16 protein-coding genes are annotated in these 16,844 nt (G+C 54.1%); 8 read left to right on the forward strand and 8 right to left on the reverse strand.

What is annotated here, in order from left to right; genetic code table 11:
- The first annotated feature begins 39 nt into the window (after positions 1 to 39).
- Together purF and N9C89_RS08905 are read left to right on the forward strand one after the other, a co-directional pair.
- A complete protein-coding gene (purF, locus tag N9C89_RS08900; RefSeq protein WP_263954424.1) occupies positions 40 to 1,494 on the forward strand; it encodes an amidophosphoribosyltransferase in 1,455 nt (484 codons plus the stop codon).
- 26 nt (positions 1,495 to 1,520) lie between these two features.
- The gene (locus N9C89_RS08905) at positions 1,521 to 1,940 is read left to right on the forward strand and encodes a DUF1284 domain-containing protein (RefSeq protein ID WP_263953529.1); all 420 of its coding nucleotides are present in this window, start codon (positions 1,521 to 1,523) and stop codon (positions 1,938 to 1,940) included.
- A gap of 99 nt (positions 1,941 to 2,039) precedes the next feature.
- On the opposite strand, the gene N9C89_RS08910 is transcribed toward N9C89_RS08905, so the two are convergent.
- A complete protein-coding gene (locus tag N9C89_RS08910; protein ID WP_263953530.1) occupies positions 2,040 to 2,633 on the reverse strand; it encodes a biotin transporter BioY in 594 nt (197 codons plus the stop codon).
- 88 nt (positions 2,634 to 2,721) lie between these two features.
- Between N9C89_RS08910 and N9C89_RS08915 the strand changes: the two genes are divergently transcribed.
- From N9C89_RS08915 to N9C89_RS08930, 4 genes are all read left to right on the forward strand, one after another.
- The gene (locus tag N9C89_RS08915; RefSeq protein ID WP_263953531.1) at positions 2,722 to 3,399 is read left to right on the forward strand and encodes an SDR family NAD(P)-dependent oxidoreductase; all 678 of its coding nucleotides are present in this window, start codon (positions 2,722 to 2,724) and stop codon (positions 3,397 to 3,399) included.
- Positions 3,400 to 3,561: 162 nt separating this feature from the next.
- Complete coding sequence (gene surE, locus N9C89_RS08920; protein ID WP_263953532.1) at positions 3,562 to 4,350, forward strand: 5'/3'-nucleotidase SurE; 789 nt, start codon at positions 3,562 to 3,564, stop codon at positions 4,348 to 4,350.
- Complete coding sequence (locus tag N9C89_RS08925) at positions 4,347 to 4,985, forward strand: protein-L-isoaspartate(D-aspartate) O-methyltransferase (RefSeq protein ID WP_263953533.1); 639 nt, start codon at positions 4,347 to 4,349, stop codon at positions 4,983 to 4,985. Before surE ends, N9C89_RS08925 begins: the two co-directional genes overlap by 4 nt.
- Positions 4,986 to 5,066: 81 nt before the next feature.
- Positions 5,067 to 6,299, forward strand: coding sequence for a M23 family metallopeptidase (locus N9C89_RS08930; protein ID WP_263953534.1), 1,233 nt, complete (start codon positions 5,067 to 5,069; stop codon positions 6,297 to 6,299).
- A gap of 74 nt (positions 6,300 to 6,373) precedes the next feature.
- On the opposite strand, the gene N9C89_RS08935 is transcribed toward N9C89_RS08930, so the two are convergent.
- From N9C89_RS08935 to N9C89_RS08960, 6 genes are all read right to left on the reverse strand, one after another.
- Positions 6,374 to 7,213, reverse strand: a complete 840-nt coding sequence (locus tag N9C89_RS08935) for an ATP-binding protein (protein ID WP_263953535.1) — start codon at positions 7,211 to 7,213, stop codon at positions 6,374 to 6,376.
- Positions 7,206 to 8,141, reverse strand: a complete 936-nt coding sequence (gene tatC, locus N9C89_RS08940; RefSeq protein WP_263953536.1) for a twin-arginine translocase subunit TatC — start codon at positions 8,139 to 8,141, stop codon at positions 7,206 to 7,208. Before tatC ends, N9C89_RS08935 begins: the two co-directional genes overlap by 8 nt.
- Positions 8,138 to 8,788: a Sec-independent protein translocase protein TatB gene (tatB, locus tag N9C89_RS08945; RefSeq protein ID WP_263953537.1), complete on the reverse strand. Its 651-nt coding sequence runs from the start codon at positions 8,786 to 8,788 to the stop codon at positions 8,138 to 8,140. Before tatB ends, tatC begins: the two co-directional genes overlap by 4 nt.
- A 27-nt stretch (positions 8,789 to 8,815) precedes the next feature.
- On the reverse strand, positions 8,816 to 9,028 hold the full coding sequence (gene tatA / locus N9C89_RS08950; RefSeq protein ID WP_263953538.1) for a twin-arginine translocase TatA/TatE family subunit: 213 nt from the start codon (positions 9,026 to 9,028) through the stop codon (positions 8,816 to 8,818).
- A 264-nt stretch (positions 9,029 to 9,292) separates the two neighbouring features.
- Positions 9,293 to 10,348, reverse strand: coding sequence for an ABC transporter ATP-binding protein (locus N9C89_RS08955; RefSeq protein WP_263954426.1), 1,056 nt, complete (start codon positions 10,346 to 10,348; stop codon positions 9,293 to 9,295).
- A gap of 327 nt (positions 10,349 to 10,675) precedes the next feature.
- Positions 10,676 to 11,455, reverse strand: coding sequence for an SDR family oxidoreductase (locus tag N9C89_RS08960; protein WP_263953539.1), 780 nt, complete (start codon positions 11,453 to 11,455; stop codon positions 10,676 to 10,678).
- A 285-nt stretch (positions 11,456 to 11,740) separates the two neighbouring features.
- Here N9C89_RS08960 and N9C89_RS08965 point away from each other — a divergent pair, with 285 nt between their 5' ends.
- Positions 11,741 to 12,391: a hypothetical protein gene (locus tag N9C89_RS08965; RefSeq protein ID WP_263953540.1), complete on the forward strand. Its 651-nt coding sequence runs from the start codon at positions 11,741 to 11,743 to the stop codon at positions 12,389 to 12,391.
- 128 nt (positions 12,392 to 12,519) lie between these two features.
- Positions 12,520 to 14,127, forward strand: a complete 1,608-nt coding sequence (locus N9C89_RS08970; protein ID WP_263953541.1) for a peptide chain release factor 3 — start codon at positions 12,520 to 12,522, stop codon at positions 14,125 to 14,127.
- 1,486 nt (positions 14,128 to 15,613) lie between these two features.
- On the opposite strand, the gene N9C89_RS08975 is transcribed toward N9C89_RS08970, so the two are convergent.
- Positions 15,614 to 16,750, reverse strand: coding sequence for a hypothetical protein (locus N9C89_RS08975; protein WP_263953542.1), 1,137 nt, complete (start codon positions 16,748 to 16,750; stop codon positions 15,614 to 15,616).
- Between the last annotated feature and the right edge of the window lie 94 nt (positions 16,751 to 16,844).

A 16,844-nucleotide genomic window follows, 5' to 3' on the forward strand; every position in this document is an offset into this window, starting at 1 on the left:
GGGCGACAGAGACATGGATTCGGAGCTGCAATGCGTGACATGCCCCCCGCCCACCCGTTCGATGATGACAAACTCAAGGAAGAGTGCGGTATTTTCGGAGTTGTCGGCGTTGCCGATGCAGCCAATTTCGTAGCGCTCGGACTTCATGCGCTTCAGCATCGCGGACAAGAGGCAGGCGGCATCGTTGTCCATGATGCCGAACAAGGGTTCAACTCCGCCCGTCGCTTTGGATATGTACGCGACAACTTCACTTCCCATTCAGTTATGAAAACCCTGCCCGGCCCTATTGGAATCGGGCATGTGCGCTATTCAACTGCGGGCTCCAAGGGAGCAACCGCGATCCGAGACGTGCAGCCTTTCTTTGGAGAGTTTTCCATGGGCGGCGCCGCGATTGCACACAACGGCAACATCACCAACGCCGATGCCTTGCGCCGCGATCTGATCGAACGTGGCTCCATTTTCCAAAGCAGCTCCGACAGCGAATGCATCATTCACCTGATGGCACGCTCCATGCAGCGCAACATCCCCGAACGGATGAAAGACGCGCTGCGCTCGGTTGAGGGTGCGTTCTCGGTGGTGGCTATGACCCGCACAAAACTCATCGGTGTACGCGACCCTCTGGGCGTGCGCCCGCTGGTTCTGGGCCGTCTTGGCGAAGGGTGGGCTCTGTCTTCTGAGACTTGTGCGCTAGATATTATCGGCGCGGATTTCGTTCGTGAAATCGAGCCTGGGGAGATGGTCGTCATCACGGAGAATGGCGTTGAAAGCCACCGTCCGTTTGAGCAAAAGCCAAGCCGCTTCTGTATCTTTGAGCACGTTTACTTCAGCCGCCCTGACAGTATAATCGGTGGCCGCTCGGTCTATGAAACACGCCGCCAGATCGGGGTTGAGTTGGCGCGCGAAACACCGGTTGAAGCCGATTTGGTTTGCCCTGTTCCGGATTCCGGCACGCCTGCTGCGATCGGCTACAGTCAGGAAAGCGGCATCCCCTATGCGATGGGGATAATTCGAAACCAATATATGGGCCGGACGTTTATCGAGCCGAGCGAGCAAATCCGTAACATGGGTGTGCGCCTCAAGCTTAACGTCAACCGCGCGCTCATTCGCGGCAAGCGGGTCATCCTCGTAGATGATTCAGTTGTGCGCGGCACGACAAGCCGCAAAATCAAGGAAATGATCCTTGATGCAGGGGCCAAAGAGGTTCACTTCCGCATTGCCTCTCCTCCTACCATGTGGCCCTGTTTCTATGGTGTAGATACGCCTGAACGGGAAAAGCTTCTGGCGGCCACCATGAGTGAAGAGGAAATGCGCAAACATCTTGGCGTAAACAGCCTCAAATTTATCTCGCTCGATGGCCTCTACCGCGCGGTTGGCGAAGCAAACGGCCGCGATGCTAAGGCTCCGCAGTATTGCGATGCCTGCTTCTCTGGTGAGTACCCCGTGCGCCCTGCGGATATGATTGCCAAAGGGTTTGAACTCAAGGCAGCGGAATAAGCCGGATATAGGTCTGGAGGGCAAACATGAGCGAACCCATCAAGTTTCGCCCCCATCATTTCCTCTGTTCGCTTGGATTTCAGGGCAAGGGCTATTCGCCGGAATTCACCCAGAACATGTATGAGATCGTTGTCGGGCGCCTGCGGGCGAAAGGCGGCGATGAAGAGCTAATCCAGACCGTCGGGCTTAGCGATGATATTTGCGGCCCCTGCCCTAAACGGCGCGGACGGCTATGCACAGAGCAGAGTAAGATCAAAACGCTGGATCGCGCACATGCGGCGGCGTTGAAGCTTAAGCCGAACGAGCAGCTTACGTGGGGCGAAGCCAAAGCGCGGATCAAAGCAAATGTGCCCTCTGGCCACCTGTCCGAGATCTGTAAGGGCTGTCAGTGGCTGGAGTACGGTCTTTGCGAGACAGCTCTGGCAGAGCTTCACGCAGAAGCGTAACAAGCCCCCAAAACATCCATCGCCTATGAAAAAAGCGCCGCGTGAACCCACACGGCGCTTTCGAAATTCTTGCCCGCTTAAACTGCGGGAGTGCAGGCCTTAGCCCTTACGCAGTTCCAGAGCTTTCCATGCACCGGATACAACCAGCGCAGCGATAACGGCCTTAACCACATCGCCAATCAGGAACGGCTGAGCAAACCCAGCAATTACCTTCGCCGCAGGAAGTCCAGCCCAGCCAGCTTCGACACCAGCCACAGAGGCAACACCAAGCGGCCATGCAAGGCCAGGAACGTAAAGCAGCGCGGATACAGCAACAGCAACGAGCGCCGTGCTGAAGAAGCCCTTGGCATAACCGCGATCAGCAGCGAGGCCAGCAAGGTAAGCCATGCCCACAAAACCAATCAGGAAGCCACCAGTTGGGCCAACGAATGTTGCAAGGCCAAGACCACCGTTTGCGAAAACAGGCAGACCCATCGCGCCTTCGGCCAGATAAGCCACGAGTGTTGCGGCACCAAGGCGCGCGCCGAATGTGAGGCCAACAATCAGAATGGCCAGTGTTTGCAGTGTCATCGGCACGGGGAACATCGGCACAGAAATTTGTGCGGCCAATGCGATGAAAAGCGAACCAGTCAGGACCATCATCCCTTTGGTTACGAGGGAGTTGGAGCCGATCAGGGCTTTGGATAATGTCATTTTGGTCTCCTTGAGGACATGCTCTCAGGCTTGTTTTTGGGCAATATGCCGCGAATGTCAAGGAACCGCTTGCAAGGACGAGGGACTAATGACAAACGAAGGCATGACAAATTCAACCGACAAAATCGCCCTTATCACAGGGGCCTCGCGCGGTCTTGGTGCGGCATTGGCCGAAGCCTTGGCTCCGACCCATCATATTATCGCTGTGGCCCGCACATCGGGCGCGCTTGAAGAGTTGGACGACCGTATCAAGGCGAAAGGCGGCAGCGCCACGCTTGCGCCGCTTGATATTTGTGACCAAGGCGCGATGCAGCATCTCTGCCGTTCGGTATATGATCGTTGGGGGCATGTTGACCTCTGGGCGCATACGGCCATTCACGGAGCGCCTCTTGCCCCGAGTGGCCATGTAGACCCCAAAGATTTCGACAAATCCATGACCTGCAACGCAACAGCCGCGCAGCGTTTGATCACCTATGTCGAGCCACTTTTGCTTGCCGCCGAAAACGGAACCGCGCTGTTCTTTGACGATGACGCCCCCGGTGTTCGCTATTTCGGTAGTTATGGTGCGAGCAAGGCCGCGCAAATGGCGCTCGTGCGTTCGTGGCGTGGCGAAACGCAATCCACCGGCCCACGCGTGGTGATTGCCAAACCCAAGCCGATGCCAACGGGCCTGCGGGCTCGTTTCTTCCCTGGTGAAGATCGCGCACCACTTGCCTCGCCGCATGAGGAAGCGAAAAAGGCTTTGGACCTGCTCCAGCAACCATAACGCGCCAACCAAGCTGCAAATCGCGTCTGATAAATGTGCCTGTGGTGACAATCTGGCACCAAACAACCGCACCCTCGCGATTTCTCGCGCTTGCGCTTGTGGAATTCTTTACCTCCCCCTTCCGCTGTTCTAGGACATGAATATCAAGCAGCGGGAGGCACAATGCGTATTCTCATAACCAACGACGACGGGATCAACGCACCGGGGCTTAAAACCCTGCATAAGATCGCCGAAGAGCTTGCCGGACCTGACGGAGAAGTCTGGACGGTTGCACCCGCTTTCGAACAATCCGGCGTAGGGCATTGCATCAGCTATACCAACCCGCTTGCAATGGCCCAACTGGGAGACCGCGTGTTCACGACCGAAGGCAGCCCCGCAGATTGCGTTTTGGCCGCGCTCTATGACGTGATGCCGGAAAACCGCCCCGACCTTGTGCTTTCAGGCGTAAACCGCGGCAACAACGCTGCCGAAAATACGCTCTATTCCGGTACGATCGGTGGCGCCATGGAGGCCGCTTTGCAAGGCGTCCCATCAATCGCGCTTTCGCAATACTACGGCCCAGACAACGCACAGCTTGATGACCCATTCGAAGCCGCTGCCGAACATGGCGCGGATACTGTCCGCCGAATTCTCGCCGCCAATCCCGAAGAATCCGAGGATTACCGCCTGTTTTATAACGTGAACTTCCCGCCTGTGGCCGCCGCGGCCGTGAAAGGTTTGCGCACAACAACCCAAGGATATCGGCGCGGCACAAATTTCTCGACAGAGCCGCATATGTCGCCCTCCGGTCGCCGTTTCCTTTGGATACGGGGCGGCAACCAGCATGTCGATACAGCCGAAGGCACAGATGCCGCAGCCAACCTAGCGGGCTATATCTCGGTCACCCCCATGCGCGCCGACCTCACCGCCCACGATGCATTTGCCGCGATCAAGGGGCAACTCGACACATGAACGACGCCGAACGGAAAATGCAATTCTTATACGCCCTAAGATCAAAGGGCGTTACGGATAAGCGCGTTTTAACGGCGATGGAAAAGATCGACCGCGGGCCTTTCGTTCGCGGTGTGTTTGCCGAGCGCGCCTATGAAGATATGCCGCTGCCGATTGCCTGTGGCCAAACAATCAGCCAGCCTTCTGTTGTTGGCGTGATGACGCAGGCGCTCAACGTTTCTCCGCGTGACAAGGTTCTTGAGGTGGGCACCGGCTCTGGCTATCAGGCCGCAATTCTTAGCCAATTGGCACGCCGCGTTTATACAGTGGACCGCCATCGTCGCCTTGTTCGAGAAGCACAGCAGATCTTCAACGAACTTGACCTAACCAACATCACCGCTTTCTCCGCAGATGGTAGCTTTGGCCTACCGGACCAAGCGCCGTTTGACCGGATCCTTGTGACCGCAGCCGCCGAAGATGCGCCCGGCCCTTTGCTTTCACAATTGCGAGAGGGTGGCATTATGGTGCTGCCAGTTGGCCAATCAGATACCGTACAAAGCCTTATCAAGGTCACAAGAACCGAAAACGGCTTTGAATACGACGAATTGCGCGATGTGCGCTTTGTTCCGCTGCTCGAAGGGCTAAGCGACGAATAATAGCCTACAACGCGCACTAAACTCGTGTATAATGACCCCATAAGCTCGGCAAACGAGCATAAGAAAATTGAGGAATATCCTATGCAGCCCCCACGTTCCGGCGCTTTGGCGCTGTTTGAGGCCACAGGCAAATTTCAGAATTCCAAGACGCGCAACCTAAGCCCGCGTCTCAAAACCGTCGTGTTCGGCGGCGCGCTGATGGCGCTTGCTGCGTGTAACCAAGGTTTAGATTGGGACATGCGCGGTAATTTCGGCGATGCCTATTCCACCTCCTCCGCAGTGCAACAGGCCAGCAAACCGGCCCCTGCCCCCGACAATCGCGGCGTCGTGTCCTACCCGAGCTATCAGGTTGTACTGGCCCGTCAGGGCGACACAGTTCGCGACGTGGCCGGCCGTGTCGGCGTTGATGCGACAGCGCTCGCTAAATACAACGGCATTCAGCCGGATGTGAAACTGCGCCAAGGCGAGTTGCTCGCGCTTCCCAACCGCGTTGCGGAACCTTCTGCAGCTACGGGCGCGCCAACGGAAGCGATCGATATCACGACAATTGCGGGCAGCGCGATTGAGCGCTCCTCGACCGCTCCACAGCAGAACACCAATATCAACACCGCCAAGCCAAGCGAAACTTCGCCCAAAAAGCCAGAGCCGATCCGACACCGCGTTGCGAGTGGCGAGACGGCCTATTCGATCTCGCGGCTGTACAATGTGAACGTGAAATCCCTTGCGGAATGGAACGGGCTTGGCAGTGATCTGAGTGTGCGCGAAGGGCAATTCCTCCTTATTCCGCTCCCAGCAGAGCAAGCCGCGCCGCAAAAGGTCGAAGTGGTTAAGCAACCAGGAACGGGCTCTGCGACACCGGTTCCCCCAAGCGCAAGTGAGGCGCTGCCAAAGCCAGTGCCCGTAAAAGCACCGGAAGAGGTAAAGGCTCCTGATCTGAGTATGTCAGAGAAAGAAGCCGCCAAAGCAACGCGCTTCTCTATGCCAGTTCAAGGCAGCATCATCCGCGCCTATTCCAAAGGCAAGAACGACGGCATTGATATCGGCGCGACTGCCGGTAGCGCGGTCAAAGCAGCGGATGCCGGAACAGTTGCAGCGATCACAACGAACACCGACGGCGTAACGATTGTTGTGCTGCGCCATGCGGATGGGCTTCTGACGATCTATGCAAATGTCGAGGGCGTATCGATCAAGAAGGGCGATAAGGTGAAGAGAAACCAGGCGATTGCCAAGGTCCGCAATGGCAACCCATCCTATCTGCACTTCGAAGTACGCAAAGGCTTTGATAGCGTCGATCCGATGCCCTATCTTTCATAAGTGACAGTATTCAAAACAGAAAAAGGCGCGCCATAACGGTGCGCCTTTTTTGTATTTAAGAGTGTGAAACGAACTTAGAGAGAAACGCCTCTGCGCCCTGCAAGATCGGTGAAGTATTGCCATGCAACGCGCCCCGAACGGCTTCCTCGTGTGGCCTGCCATTCGATGGCCTCTGCCCAGAGTGTATCTTCGTCAATCTCGATGCCGTATTCCTTGCAATAGCCACGGATCATATCGAGGTACTCATCCTGCGAACATGGGTGGAACCCGAGCCACAGACCAAACCGATCCGAGAGCGACACCTTCTCCTCAACAGCCTCAGATGGGTTGATGGAAGAGCTACGTTCGTTTTCGATCATGTCACGTGGCATCAAGTGACGGCGGTTCGATGTGGCATAGAACACAACATTCTCAGGCCGTCCTTCGATGCCGCCATCCAACACCGCTTTGAGCGATTTGTAGTGCTGGTCATCATGCGAGAAGCTCAAGTCGTCGCAAAACAGAAGGAAGCGTTCTGACGAGGCGCGCAGCAGTGAGAGCAAGCGGCCAATGCTTGGCAAATCTTCACGCTGAACTTCAACGATCTTAAGGCCAAGCCCTTGGCGCAGAACCTCGGCATGAATGGATTTCACAAGGCTCGACTTACCCATACCACGGGCGCCCCATAGGAGCGCATTGTTTGCCGGAAGCCCGCGTGCGAACTGCAAGGTATTCTCGAGAAGCGTGTCTCGCGAGCGGTTGATGCCCACAAGAAGCGACAAGTCCACGCGATTTACCTCTGGCACCGGCGCGAGCCGATCGGGCGCAACATGCCAGACGAAAGCATCCGCCTCGGAAAAATCGGGAGCACCTGCGGGGGCCGGAGACATACGCTCAAGTGCATCGGCAATGCGGCGCAAATCAACGTTATTCATCGGCTGCTTTTCCGTCATCTTTGGTGCCTCGCCCGTCACGCTCGTCTTCGTCGTCGTCATCCTCAAAGGCGCCATCACCGTGGATATCCTCATCCCACAGACCTTCAGCCTTGAGATAGGCTTCACGCTGTTTCTCAACACGGGAAACAAGCAAGATCGACACCTCATAGAGGCCGTAAACAACTGTGAACAGGATAAGCTGGGTGACAACATCCGGAGGTGTCACAAGTGCGGCAACGAGCAGAATGCCAACAACCGCATATTTCCGCACGCCCTTCAAACCACGCGCCGAAACAAGCCCCGCTTTGCCCATAAGTGTCAGCAAAACAGGAAGCTGGAAACACAGTCCGAATGCCAGAATAAATTTGAGCGACAAGTTCAGGCTTTCGCGCACCGACCCAAGAAACACAGTCCGCAACTCTGAGTCTTCGGTCACTTCACCAACGCCCTCTCCTGTGAGCATCCGCGCAAGTGTCGGGATCGCGTCAGAGAAGCCGATAAAGAAGTTCATCGCCAGCGGAGTCACCACGTAATGGGCGAAAGTCGCCCCCAGAAGGAACATTACAGGAGACGCAAAGATAAACGGAAGGAACGCGTTTTGTTCGTTTTTGTATAGCCCCGGCGCGATAAACCGCCAAAGCTGATAAGCAATCACAGGGAATGAAACAGCAAAACCGCCAATCACCGAAATTCGGATCAAGACAAAGAACTTCTCTTGTGGCGCAGTGAAGATCAATTGCGGGTTTTCACCGCGCGCGCGAAGAACATCTGCGATGGGCTGCGCAAGGAAGTTCAGGATCGGTTCGGCAACAATAAATACCAGAACCATACCAACCAGAAACGCAATAACCGACCGGATTAGCCGTGTGCGTAGCTCTGTAAGGTGTTCGATTAACGGGGCGGAGCTGTCTTCGACCGAGTCGCTCATGTTGTTTTGCCTGTGCTCTTGGCCTTGGTGGCCTTCTTGGCAGCGGGTTTCGCCGCGGCTTTCGTTTTGGGCGTTGATTTGGCTGCGGGCTTTTTAGCTGCGGTTTTCTTCGCCGCCGGTTTCTTAGCGGCAGGCTTCTTCGCAGCTGGTGTCTTGGCTGGCTTTGCCGCCTCATCCGTTGCCTTGGCCGCATCTTCGGCGGCCTTCGCAGCAGCTTCTTCCGCTGCTTTCCGCTCTAGAGCCTTTTTCGCAGTCGCTTCCTGAATCTTCTTGCTCGCTTCAGTGCGTTCCTCAGACAACTTGGCTGTTTCGGATCCTGGCTTGGCTTTTGCCGCTACGCTTTCGGGTTTGTTGTTGCCCTTATTCTCGCCCGGGCTCCAGTCCTCAAACCGCTTAGCAACGCCATCAAGTTGATCAAGGCCGAGGCTCTTTTTCGACGTCACGTTTTTGAGGTCTTTGGCCACATCGGCAACGCCGGCGGAATCCGCCGCGTCGTTCATAGCCGACTGGAATTCACGCGCCATGCCCCGCGCTTTGCCGGTAAACCGGCCAACCGTTCGGAACATTCCGGGAAGGTCTTTGGGGCCGACCACGATCAAGGACACAACCCCGACCACAAGCAATTCGCTCCAGCCGATATCAAACATCAGGACATCCTAACAATCTGGAAAAGATCAGGCTTTGTCTTTTTCAGACTCAGGAGTTACGTCGCGCGCAACATCTGCGGTGTCTTCCAATTCTTTCTGACCTTCATTGATGCCTTTTTTGAAGCTGGTGATGCCCTTGCCAACTTCGCCCATCAGGGACGAGATCTTGCCACGGCCAAACAAGACCAAGACAACAACAGCGATCAGCAGCAGACCCGGCAAACCAATATTATTCAGCATTTTCTTTCTCCCAAGACAGGGCAACGCGCCCCGCCGTCATAGTTTCCCTACTGTATCTATTGGTTTGAGGCGGGGTTTCAAATACCCAATCGCACCGATTTGTGATGTTTTTACGCAGAATCCCCCGCTTTGTTGTCGCAGGGCAAAGAATTCGGCGTGATTTTCAGCAAACAACGAGGAAGTTACCCGCAACAGGCGAGCGGATGTCGCGTGCGACACCTTGGCGTGAAGAGCGTGAGAATACCGCGGGCGCTATTTTTGGCGTCACTCCGCGTTGAACACAAAGCATCGGTCGCGACGGATCATAAGCCAGAGCGCGGTGCCGACACGCGGCAAAAACACCGATGGAACCGTTGCGCGCAATGTAGAGCCGTCATAATCCATTTGAAACTCGACAATGCTTTCACGGCCCATAAAGCGTGCTCGCGTCACTACGCCACGCGCTGGCGTTCCGTCGATCGAGGTTGGATTCGGCCCCTTGCCACCGCGATCAAAGTCAATGCGCAGGTGCTGTGGTCGTATTGCGATATCAAGCATCGTGTCATCAGGTTTACCCGGAGCGAGGAACTGACCAAAGGGTGTCTCGCAGAGCGCTCCTTTAACCTTCCCGCGTATCACATTGATATCACTAAAGAAGCGCGCAGCCTCAAGATCAACCGGGCGGTTATAGATATTGTAGGGCGCGCCCAATTGTACGATCTCGCCATTGCGCATCAGCGCGATTTGGTCCGCCATGCGCATAGCTTCGTCAGGCTCATGCGTGACCAGCAATACCGCCGCTCCCTCTTCTTTAAGAACCGCAAGGGTTTCATCGCGGATATCATCGCGCAAGCGGTTATCGAGGCCGGAAAACGGCTCGTCCATGAGCATGATAGACGGACGCGGCGCAAGAGCGCGGGCGAGTGCCACGCGTTGCTGCTCGCCGCCAGAGAGTTCGTGGGGGTGGCTATCAATGAAATGCAGCAAACCGACGCGGCCGAGCAATTCCTCGACCCGAGCGCGGGTTTCGTCCTTAGGACCATCCAACCCGAAGGCAACGTTCTGCCCCACAGTCAGATGGGGGAACAGTGCAAAATCCTGAAACATCAGCCCGATCGAGCGGCGTTCTGGAGGGACGCGATAAACCGTGTCGCAGACAAGTTTATTGTCTACATAAATTTCACCGGAATCCTGCATATCTACGCCCGCGATAATCCGCAGTGTCGTTGATTTTCCGCACCCGGACGGCCCGAGAAGACAGGTCACCTGCCCCGGCATCACTTTGAGCGACACGTTATCTACAACCCGCCGCCCACCAAATTCGCGCACGATGTTTCTTATCTCTAAGCGTGGTGCTTGAGAGTGAACTTGCGCGTCCGGATCTTCGCGCGTGAAAGGCTCTGCCGTTTCTGTGCTAGCGGGACTGGCAACAGTGGATACCTGCGCACCCGTAGCAGAATGCACCAGATCTTCAGAAGCAATCGAGTCCGTGGAAATCTTTTGATCTTTGGTCACGCGCGCGCCTTATCCGATATAAACGGTCAGAATGATCCGCAATCCTCGGGATAGCACCCACCCCAGACCTCGGCAACCCCGACGACCTGCTTTCGGCACAAGGTTACACGGTATGGCCGCAGAGAACACTGCCCTGCGGCCACAATGATATAGTTACATTGTCGAGTTCATCGCGCCGCCATCAAGCAGCACATTCTGGCCGATCATGTTGCCTGCGTACTGGCTGCACATGAATGCGCAAGTCGCGCCAAACTCTTCGGCAGTACCGTAGCGGCCTGTCGGAAGGGAAGCGGCACGTTGCGCAGAAGCCTCCTCAACGGAGATGCCCTGAGCATCGGCCACACCTTGGTCAAGACTCTCAGCGCGGTCTGTCGCGTGAATTCCGGGCAGCAAGTTGTTAATCACAACGCCATGCGGTGCAACCTGACGAGATGTCCCCGCAACATAACCGGTAAGTCCTGCACGCGCTGAGTTTGACAAACCAAGTACCGCAATCGGAGATTTGACCGATTGGCTGGTGATGTTGACAACACGCCCCCATCCCTTCTCGATCATCTTGGGAAGCAGCGCTTTCATCAACGCAATCGGTGTAAGCATGTTGGCGTCAATCGCTTTGATGAAATCTTCGCGCTCCCAATCGGACCACATTCCCGGAGGCGGACCGCCCGCGTTTGTTACGAGGATATCAACATCGGCCGCTTCCGCGAGGACCTTATTCCGCCCTTCTTCGCTCGTAATGTCAGCAGCAATTGCCACGACATCCACCCCATATTTATCGCGCAGTTCCTGTGCAGTTTTTTCGAGCGGACCTTCGGTACGCGCGTTCAGTACAAGATTAACCCCTTCTGCAGCCAAAGCCTCGGCACATCCGCGGCCAAGACCTTTGGATGAAGCACACACCAAAGCGCGCTTGCCTGAAATTCCCATATCCATTGCATTCTCCTGTCTGAATTCCGCGTTAATGTAGCATAGTGATGACTGGGTTAAACCGTAAGTTGTCGGCCACTCCTAAATCTTATGCTTAATAAACAACACGCCTCACTTTTTTGAGATTAACGCCACGTAAACCCTAAGTTTTGACGGTGTTTGGCCTTAATGTCGCCATGTGAAAAGACATATTTAACTTGTCCGGTCGTAAACTCTTAAGAGTGTGTATGTACGACGCGTAAGTTTCTAAGTATGTGGTTCGCCGAGTAAACGGTATCTAAGGATAAGAATATGAAGATTGCCTCCATTACCCCGCCTCAAGTAAACACCCGCGGCGCGTATCAGGCAACTTCTCGAGACCTCCCGAGCCAATCATTCATCGTATATCAATCAATCGAATTCATCGCGGTAAGCGGTGTGAATTACAATGAGCCCTTCGCTGATGGCGCCGCTCTTTGCCTTGATGATGAATACAAGCTGGTCAAAGGGTGCGCACCGGTCGAGATCGAAATCGGCATGACGGATCAGGCCACATTTACGATTTCCGAAAAGCAGTCGGCGACAGGCCGGAAGGGCCAGATTTTTCTCGACAGCAAAGTTACTCTGATGACATCAGATGCAGACTGCGTTGAGGCGCTCGTACTTGCCGAGGTAAATCCGGCCAACATGATGCTCGAGAATATTTTCATTCTTCCGTTCGCTCCCCTACTTGACGACAAAGAGTATCGCTTGATCGAAATCCACCGTGAAGTTGACGTTGAGGACCTCATCGCCAATACCGCGAACTCTCAGGCGCGCAGAGCACGAAACGCCGCGCGCAAAGGCGCCGCTCCTTCTGGTCGACTAAACGAAGCGCCGCAAAATCGGTCGATTGACACAGTTCCGAATTATGTACTCGCGTCGCTGCGGGATATTCAGTCCACAAGCAGTTTTAAGAACTAGTTTCAGTCAACATCTATAGCCCTATTGCCAAGGCCTTAGGGAATAGATTTGCATTCAACAGGCGCTACATGTGTTCAGGGCTGCAACACCCCATTGCGCGGCCATTCGCACGCGAGTATACCGCCGGCATGACAGAGCAACTTTCCATAAAGTCCGATCTCCCCAAAGAGATTGCGCGCCGCCGCACATTCGCGATTATTTCCCACCCAGATGCAGGGAAAACCACACTGACTGAAAAGTTCCTTCTTTTCGGTGGCGCTATTCAGATGGCTGGCCAAGTGCGCGCGAAAGGCGAAGCGCGCCGCACGCGCTCTGACTTTATGCAAATGGAAAAAGACCGCGGCATTTCCGTTTCCGCCTCGGCCATGTCGTTTGATTTCGGCCCCTACCGATTCAATTTGGTTGATACCCCCGGCCACTCGGATTTCTCCGAAGATACCTATCGTACGCTGACCGCTGTTGATGCCGCCGTTATGGTTATCGATGGCGCAAAAGGGATTGAGAGCCAGACGCAAAAACTCTTTGAAGTCTGCCGGATGCGCGATCTGCCGATCCTGACATTCTGTAACAAGATGGACCGAGAGAGCCGCGACACGTTTGATATCATTGATGAAATCCAAGAGAACCTTGCAATCGATGTAACGCCGGCAAGCTGGCCGATTGGGATGGGCCGCGATTTTCTTGGCTGTTACGATATGCTTCGCGACCGACTTGAGCTGATGGACCGCGCGGACCGGAACAAGGTCGCCGAGAGCATTGAGATCAACGGGCTTGATGATCCTCTCCTTGAAGAGCATGTCCCAGCTGACCTGCTCGAAAAACTTCGTGAAGAAGTTGAGATGGCCCGCGAACTTCTACCATCGCTTGACCACCAAGCGATGCTCGAAGGTACAATGACGCCAATTTGGTTTGGCTCTGCGATCAACAGCTTTGGTGTTAAAGAACTAATGGACGGTATTGCCAACTATGGCCCAGAGCCACAGCCCCAATCCGCCTCACCGCGCCCTGTTGCACCGGACGAGAAGAAAGTCGCGGGTTTTGTTTTCAAGGTGCAGGCCAACATGGACCCGAAACACCGCGACCGAGTAGCTTTTGTCCGCCTTGCGTCGGGGCATTTCAAACGCGGTATGAAACTCACACATGTCCGCAGCAAAAAGCCGATGGCAATCAGCAACCCTGTTCTCTTCCTCGCAAGCGATCGCGAACTGGCCGAAGAAGCATGGGCAGGTGATATCATCGGGATTCCAAACCACGGCCAATTGCGCATCGGCGACACATTGACCGAAGGCGAACAAATCCGTGCAACTGGCATCCCAAGCTTTGCGCCCGAACTCCTGCAAGGCGTACGTTCTGGTGACCCACTCAAGGGCAAGCACCTCGAAAAAGCTCTCATGCAGTTCGCAGAAGAAGGCGCGGCAAAAGTCTTCAAGCCAACTTTTGGCTCGGGCTTCATCGTCGGCGTTGTCGGCGCGCTCCAATTCGAAGTCCTCGCCAGCCGGATCGAAATGGAATATGGCCTTCCCGTTCGTTTTGAGCCGAGCCAATTTACATCTGCCCGTTGGGTTGCTGGCGAGAAAACCGCAGTCGACAAGTTCGAAGCTGCCAACAAACAACACATCGCGCGGGACCATGATGGTGACATCGTCTATCTGACGCGTCTACAGTGGGACATCGACCGTATCGAGCGAGACTATCCAGACGTGAAGCTGACGGCGACGAAAGAGATGATGGTATAGGGTATGAGGCCAAGCAAACACTATCTCAGGGCTGCGGAGCTTTACATCAAGCTTCTGTTCAAAAAGAACGAACCATTTGATCCGCCCGTCCTCTATGACCGTGAGAAGAAGTTTGCTTACCTTCCCGTGCCGAAAGCGGCGCCCCCCCCTTTCTAGCCTCGATTCCCGTATAGTTGAGATGCTCGGTCGTATCGAAAAACAAGGTTTTCAACGTCCGAAGGAACTTCGGCTTTGTAATTGTCGAAAGTTATAACAAGACCCAGAAACACAGATCCCACCTAAGGGGCTCGGGCATTTTGAACAAAAATGCTGTTAAAAATGAATCACATGAATTCAAGGTGCTATTTATTTCTTTCTACCTAGGTGGGAGGTATTCACTCCATAGATTGGCGAGTTCGCTGGAAAAGCGTAAACTGTCATCGGGAGAGAATCTTTTAGAAGTCGGTTTCCAAGACGTAGTAGTTCCAGCGCAATGCGCGTGCCAAAACTCAAATCTTGCTATCTTTGCTAAATTTTCGAATTTGCCACCTACTGCATGCACATCCCACCCCAACCGGCTCAGAAAACTATTGGGATTTGCGCACCACTTACGATGACACGAACCCGCCGTAGATGTAAAAACGTGCTCTCGGTGCGACGATGACTGCTTTACCTCCGAGCCTGGAAAAACCCACTTGCCAGGAAATGAGATCGCTCCAATTGGGTTTTGCCGTGTAGCCCTGAAAATACTCCTACTATTCCCCATAACTAACTCGTCAATGTCGACATTCAATACCGCTGGAGACAGAGCCAGAATATCTCGACGCGCAATGTTCAGCATTGAGATTTGAAAGTACTTATACTTGATTGACGTACCTGAACGAGCAATTACCCGTCCATATTTGAATGGCGCCTTAACGACGAGAAAACTGCTCAAACCAGAGACATTTGAAAGCGTGTCAGCAATGTCATGAACGGAATACGCGTCCGAGCCATTATCGAAAACCACAACTGCTTCGGCGCGGTGACGCAACACATGATAACTCGCCCAGTCACCGATCCAATCCAAGTTGTTATTTTTATTAACACAAACTAACGAGTTCCGCTTTCCAATCAAGTTTGACGCGGAGGGTCGTGGAAAATAATCTATTTTCTGATTATTAATTACAAAACTTAGATTCGCGCCCCGAACCCACGGCACTTCTACCAAATCACAGCGTGGAGTGCTGCCTAGAGGTAATATAGTTCGTTTTATACACTCAACTGGCTTGTCATCAATTCTGATAGAGCTAGAAAACAGCTCCCAAAGGCTTCCAAAAAAAAGGTGCTGTAAAAAGTAGTTTTCGTCCGCAAGGAGATACAACGCAATCGTAAAATAGCGTGGTGTCATCAAAGTGCACAAGTTCGGGATGACCTAAAAACAGCTCCAGATTGAGTATAACTCGACGTTCATCTGTAAACAACGAGATACAAATGAAGCTAGGTCAATTGCGTTTGTACTCTCCATCTACTTTCCTTGGCCGCTTCCAAGACAAGCGTCCCATTGATTTGCGACCGCTTTGCTAAAAGTAAGATCATTGTTCTTCTTGAAGCGACGCGACCAAGACTTCCACGATGTTGTCGTCCCGGCGCAGTGAACGTGCCATTCATTTCGCGGCCATACGCGCCCTAAGCCCTCAAAGCGCGCTCCAACAGCATGCACATCCCAGCCAATTCGGCTCAACAGCCCATTTGGTCTAGCACACCATTTGGGCTGTGAGAAATAGCGTTCGGGAAGATACACATTTGCATTGTGTGGAAGGGGTAATTCGAGCTTTGGGTCCGGGAAAACCCATTTTCCACGTGTCGAAACCATTCCGAATGGGCTGCGGCAGGCCACATCAAATATGCTGTTTTTGCCACGCATAACCATCTCGTCGATATCAATGCTCAATACCGCTCTGGATTGTGCAAGAAAGTCGCGGCGCGCGAGGTTGAGCATTCCGACCTGAAAGAACTTGGTATTCAGCTTGAAAGGTTTCTTTAACTGCCGACCGTATTCAAACGGCGCGCGCACAACGGCGCTTACGTCAATACCGTCAACTTCCGCCAAACAAGCGCTAATATCTTCAAGGCGATAGGCATCAGAACCGTTATCAAACAGCACTACTGCGTCCGCACCGTGGGCGTTGGCATGAAACTGCGCCCAATCCCTGATCCAAGTTAGATCGTTGTTTTTGCTTACACAAAGTAGTGCATTGCGCCCTTTGAACGCGTTAGCTGCCGAGCTTCGTGGCGTAATCGGAATCGATTGACCGTCAATAACAAAGGAAAGCTGGCTGCCCTCTCTCCACGGAACTTCGACCAGTTCACAACGGGGCGAACTCGTGCGCGGAATTGAGACGCGTTTAAGTCTAGAAACCGGTTCACCATCGATCCGAATAGCAGCCCTGAAAACATCCCAGAAACTGCCGAACAATGGCGCAGTAAAGCGCAAAGATTTCCCGTCTGGCGACAAGACGCAATCATAGAATAGTTGTGTCGCGTCAAAATGTTCGTAATCAGGATTGTCGCGAAACTCCGAAATGCCTTCAATCTCGCGACGTTGCGAGGAGAACTCAGCGAGGTTCAAGTCGACCAGATCGTAAATTTGGTGGTGCTGCATTCTTCGCCCCTCTTAGTTGGACGTCCGCTACCATAGGCAAACATCCGAAACAAGGCCGGGCGAGTTGAGAAGGCTAGGTGGAAATTAGCCACTC

Origin of the sequence: Halocynthiibacter sp. SDUM655004 (genome assembly GCF_026015885.1) — a bacterium.
GTDB classification, from domain to species: Bacteria; Pseudomonadota; Alphaproteobacteria; order Rhodobacterales; family Rhodobacteraceae; genus Falsihalocynthiibacter; species Falsihalocynthiibacter halioticoli.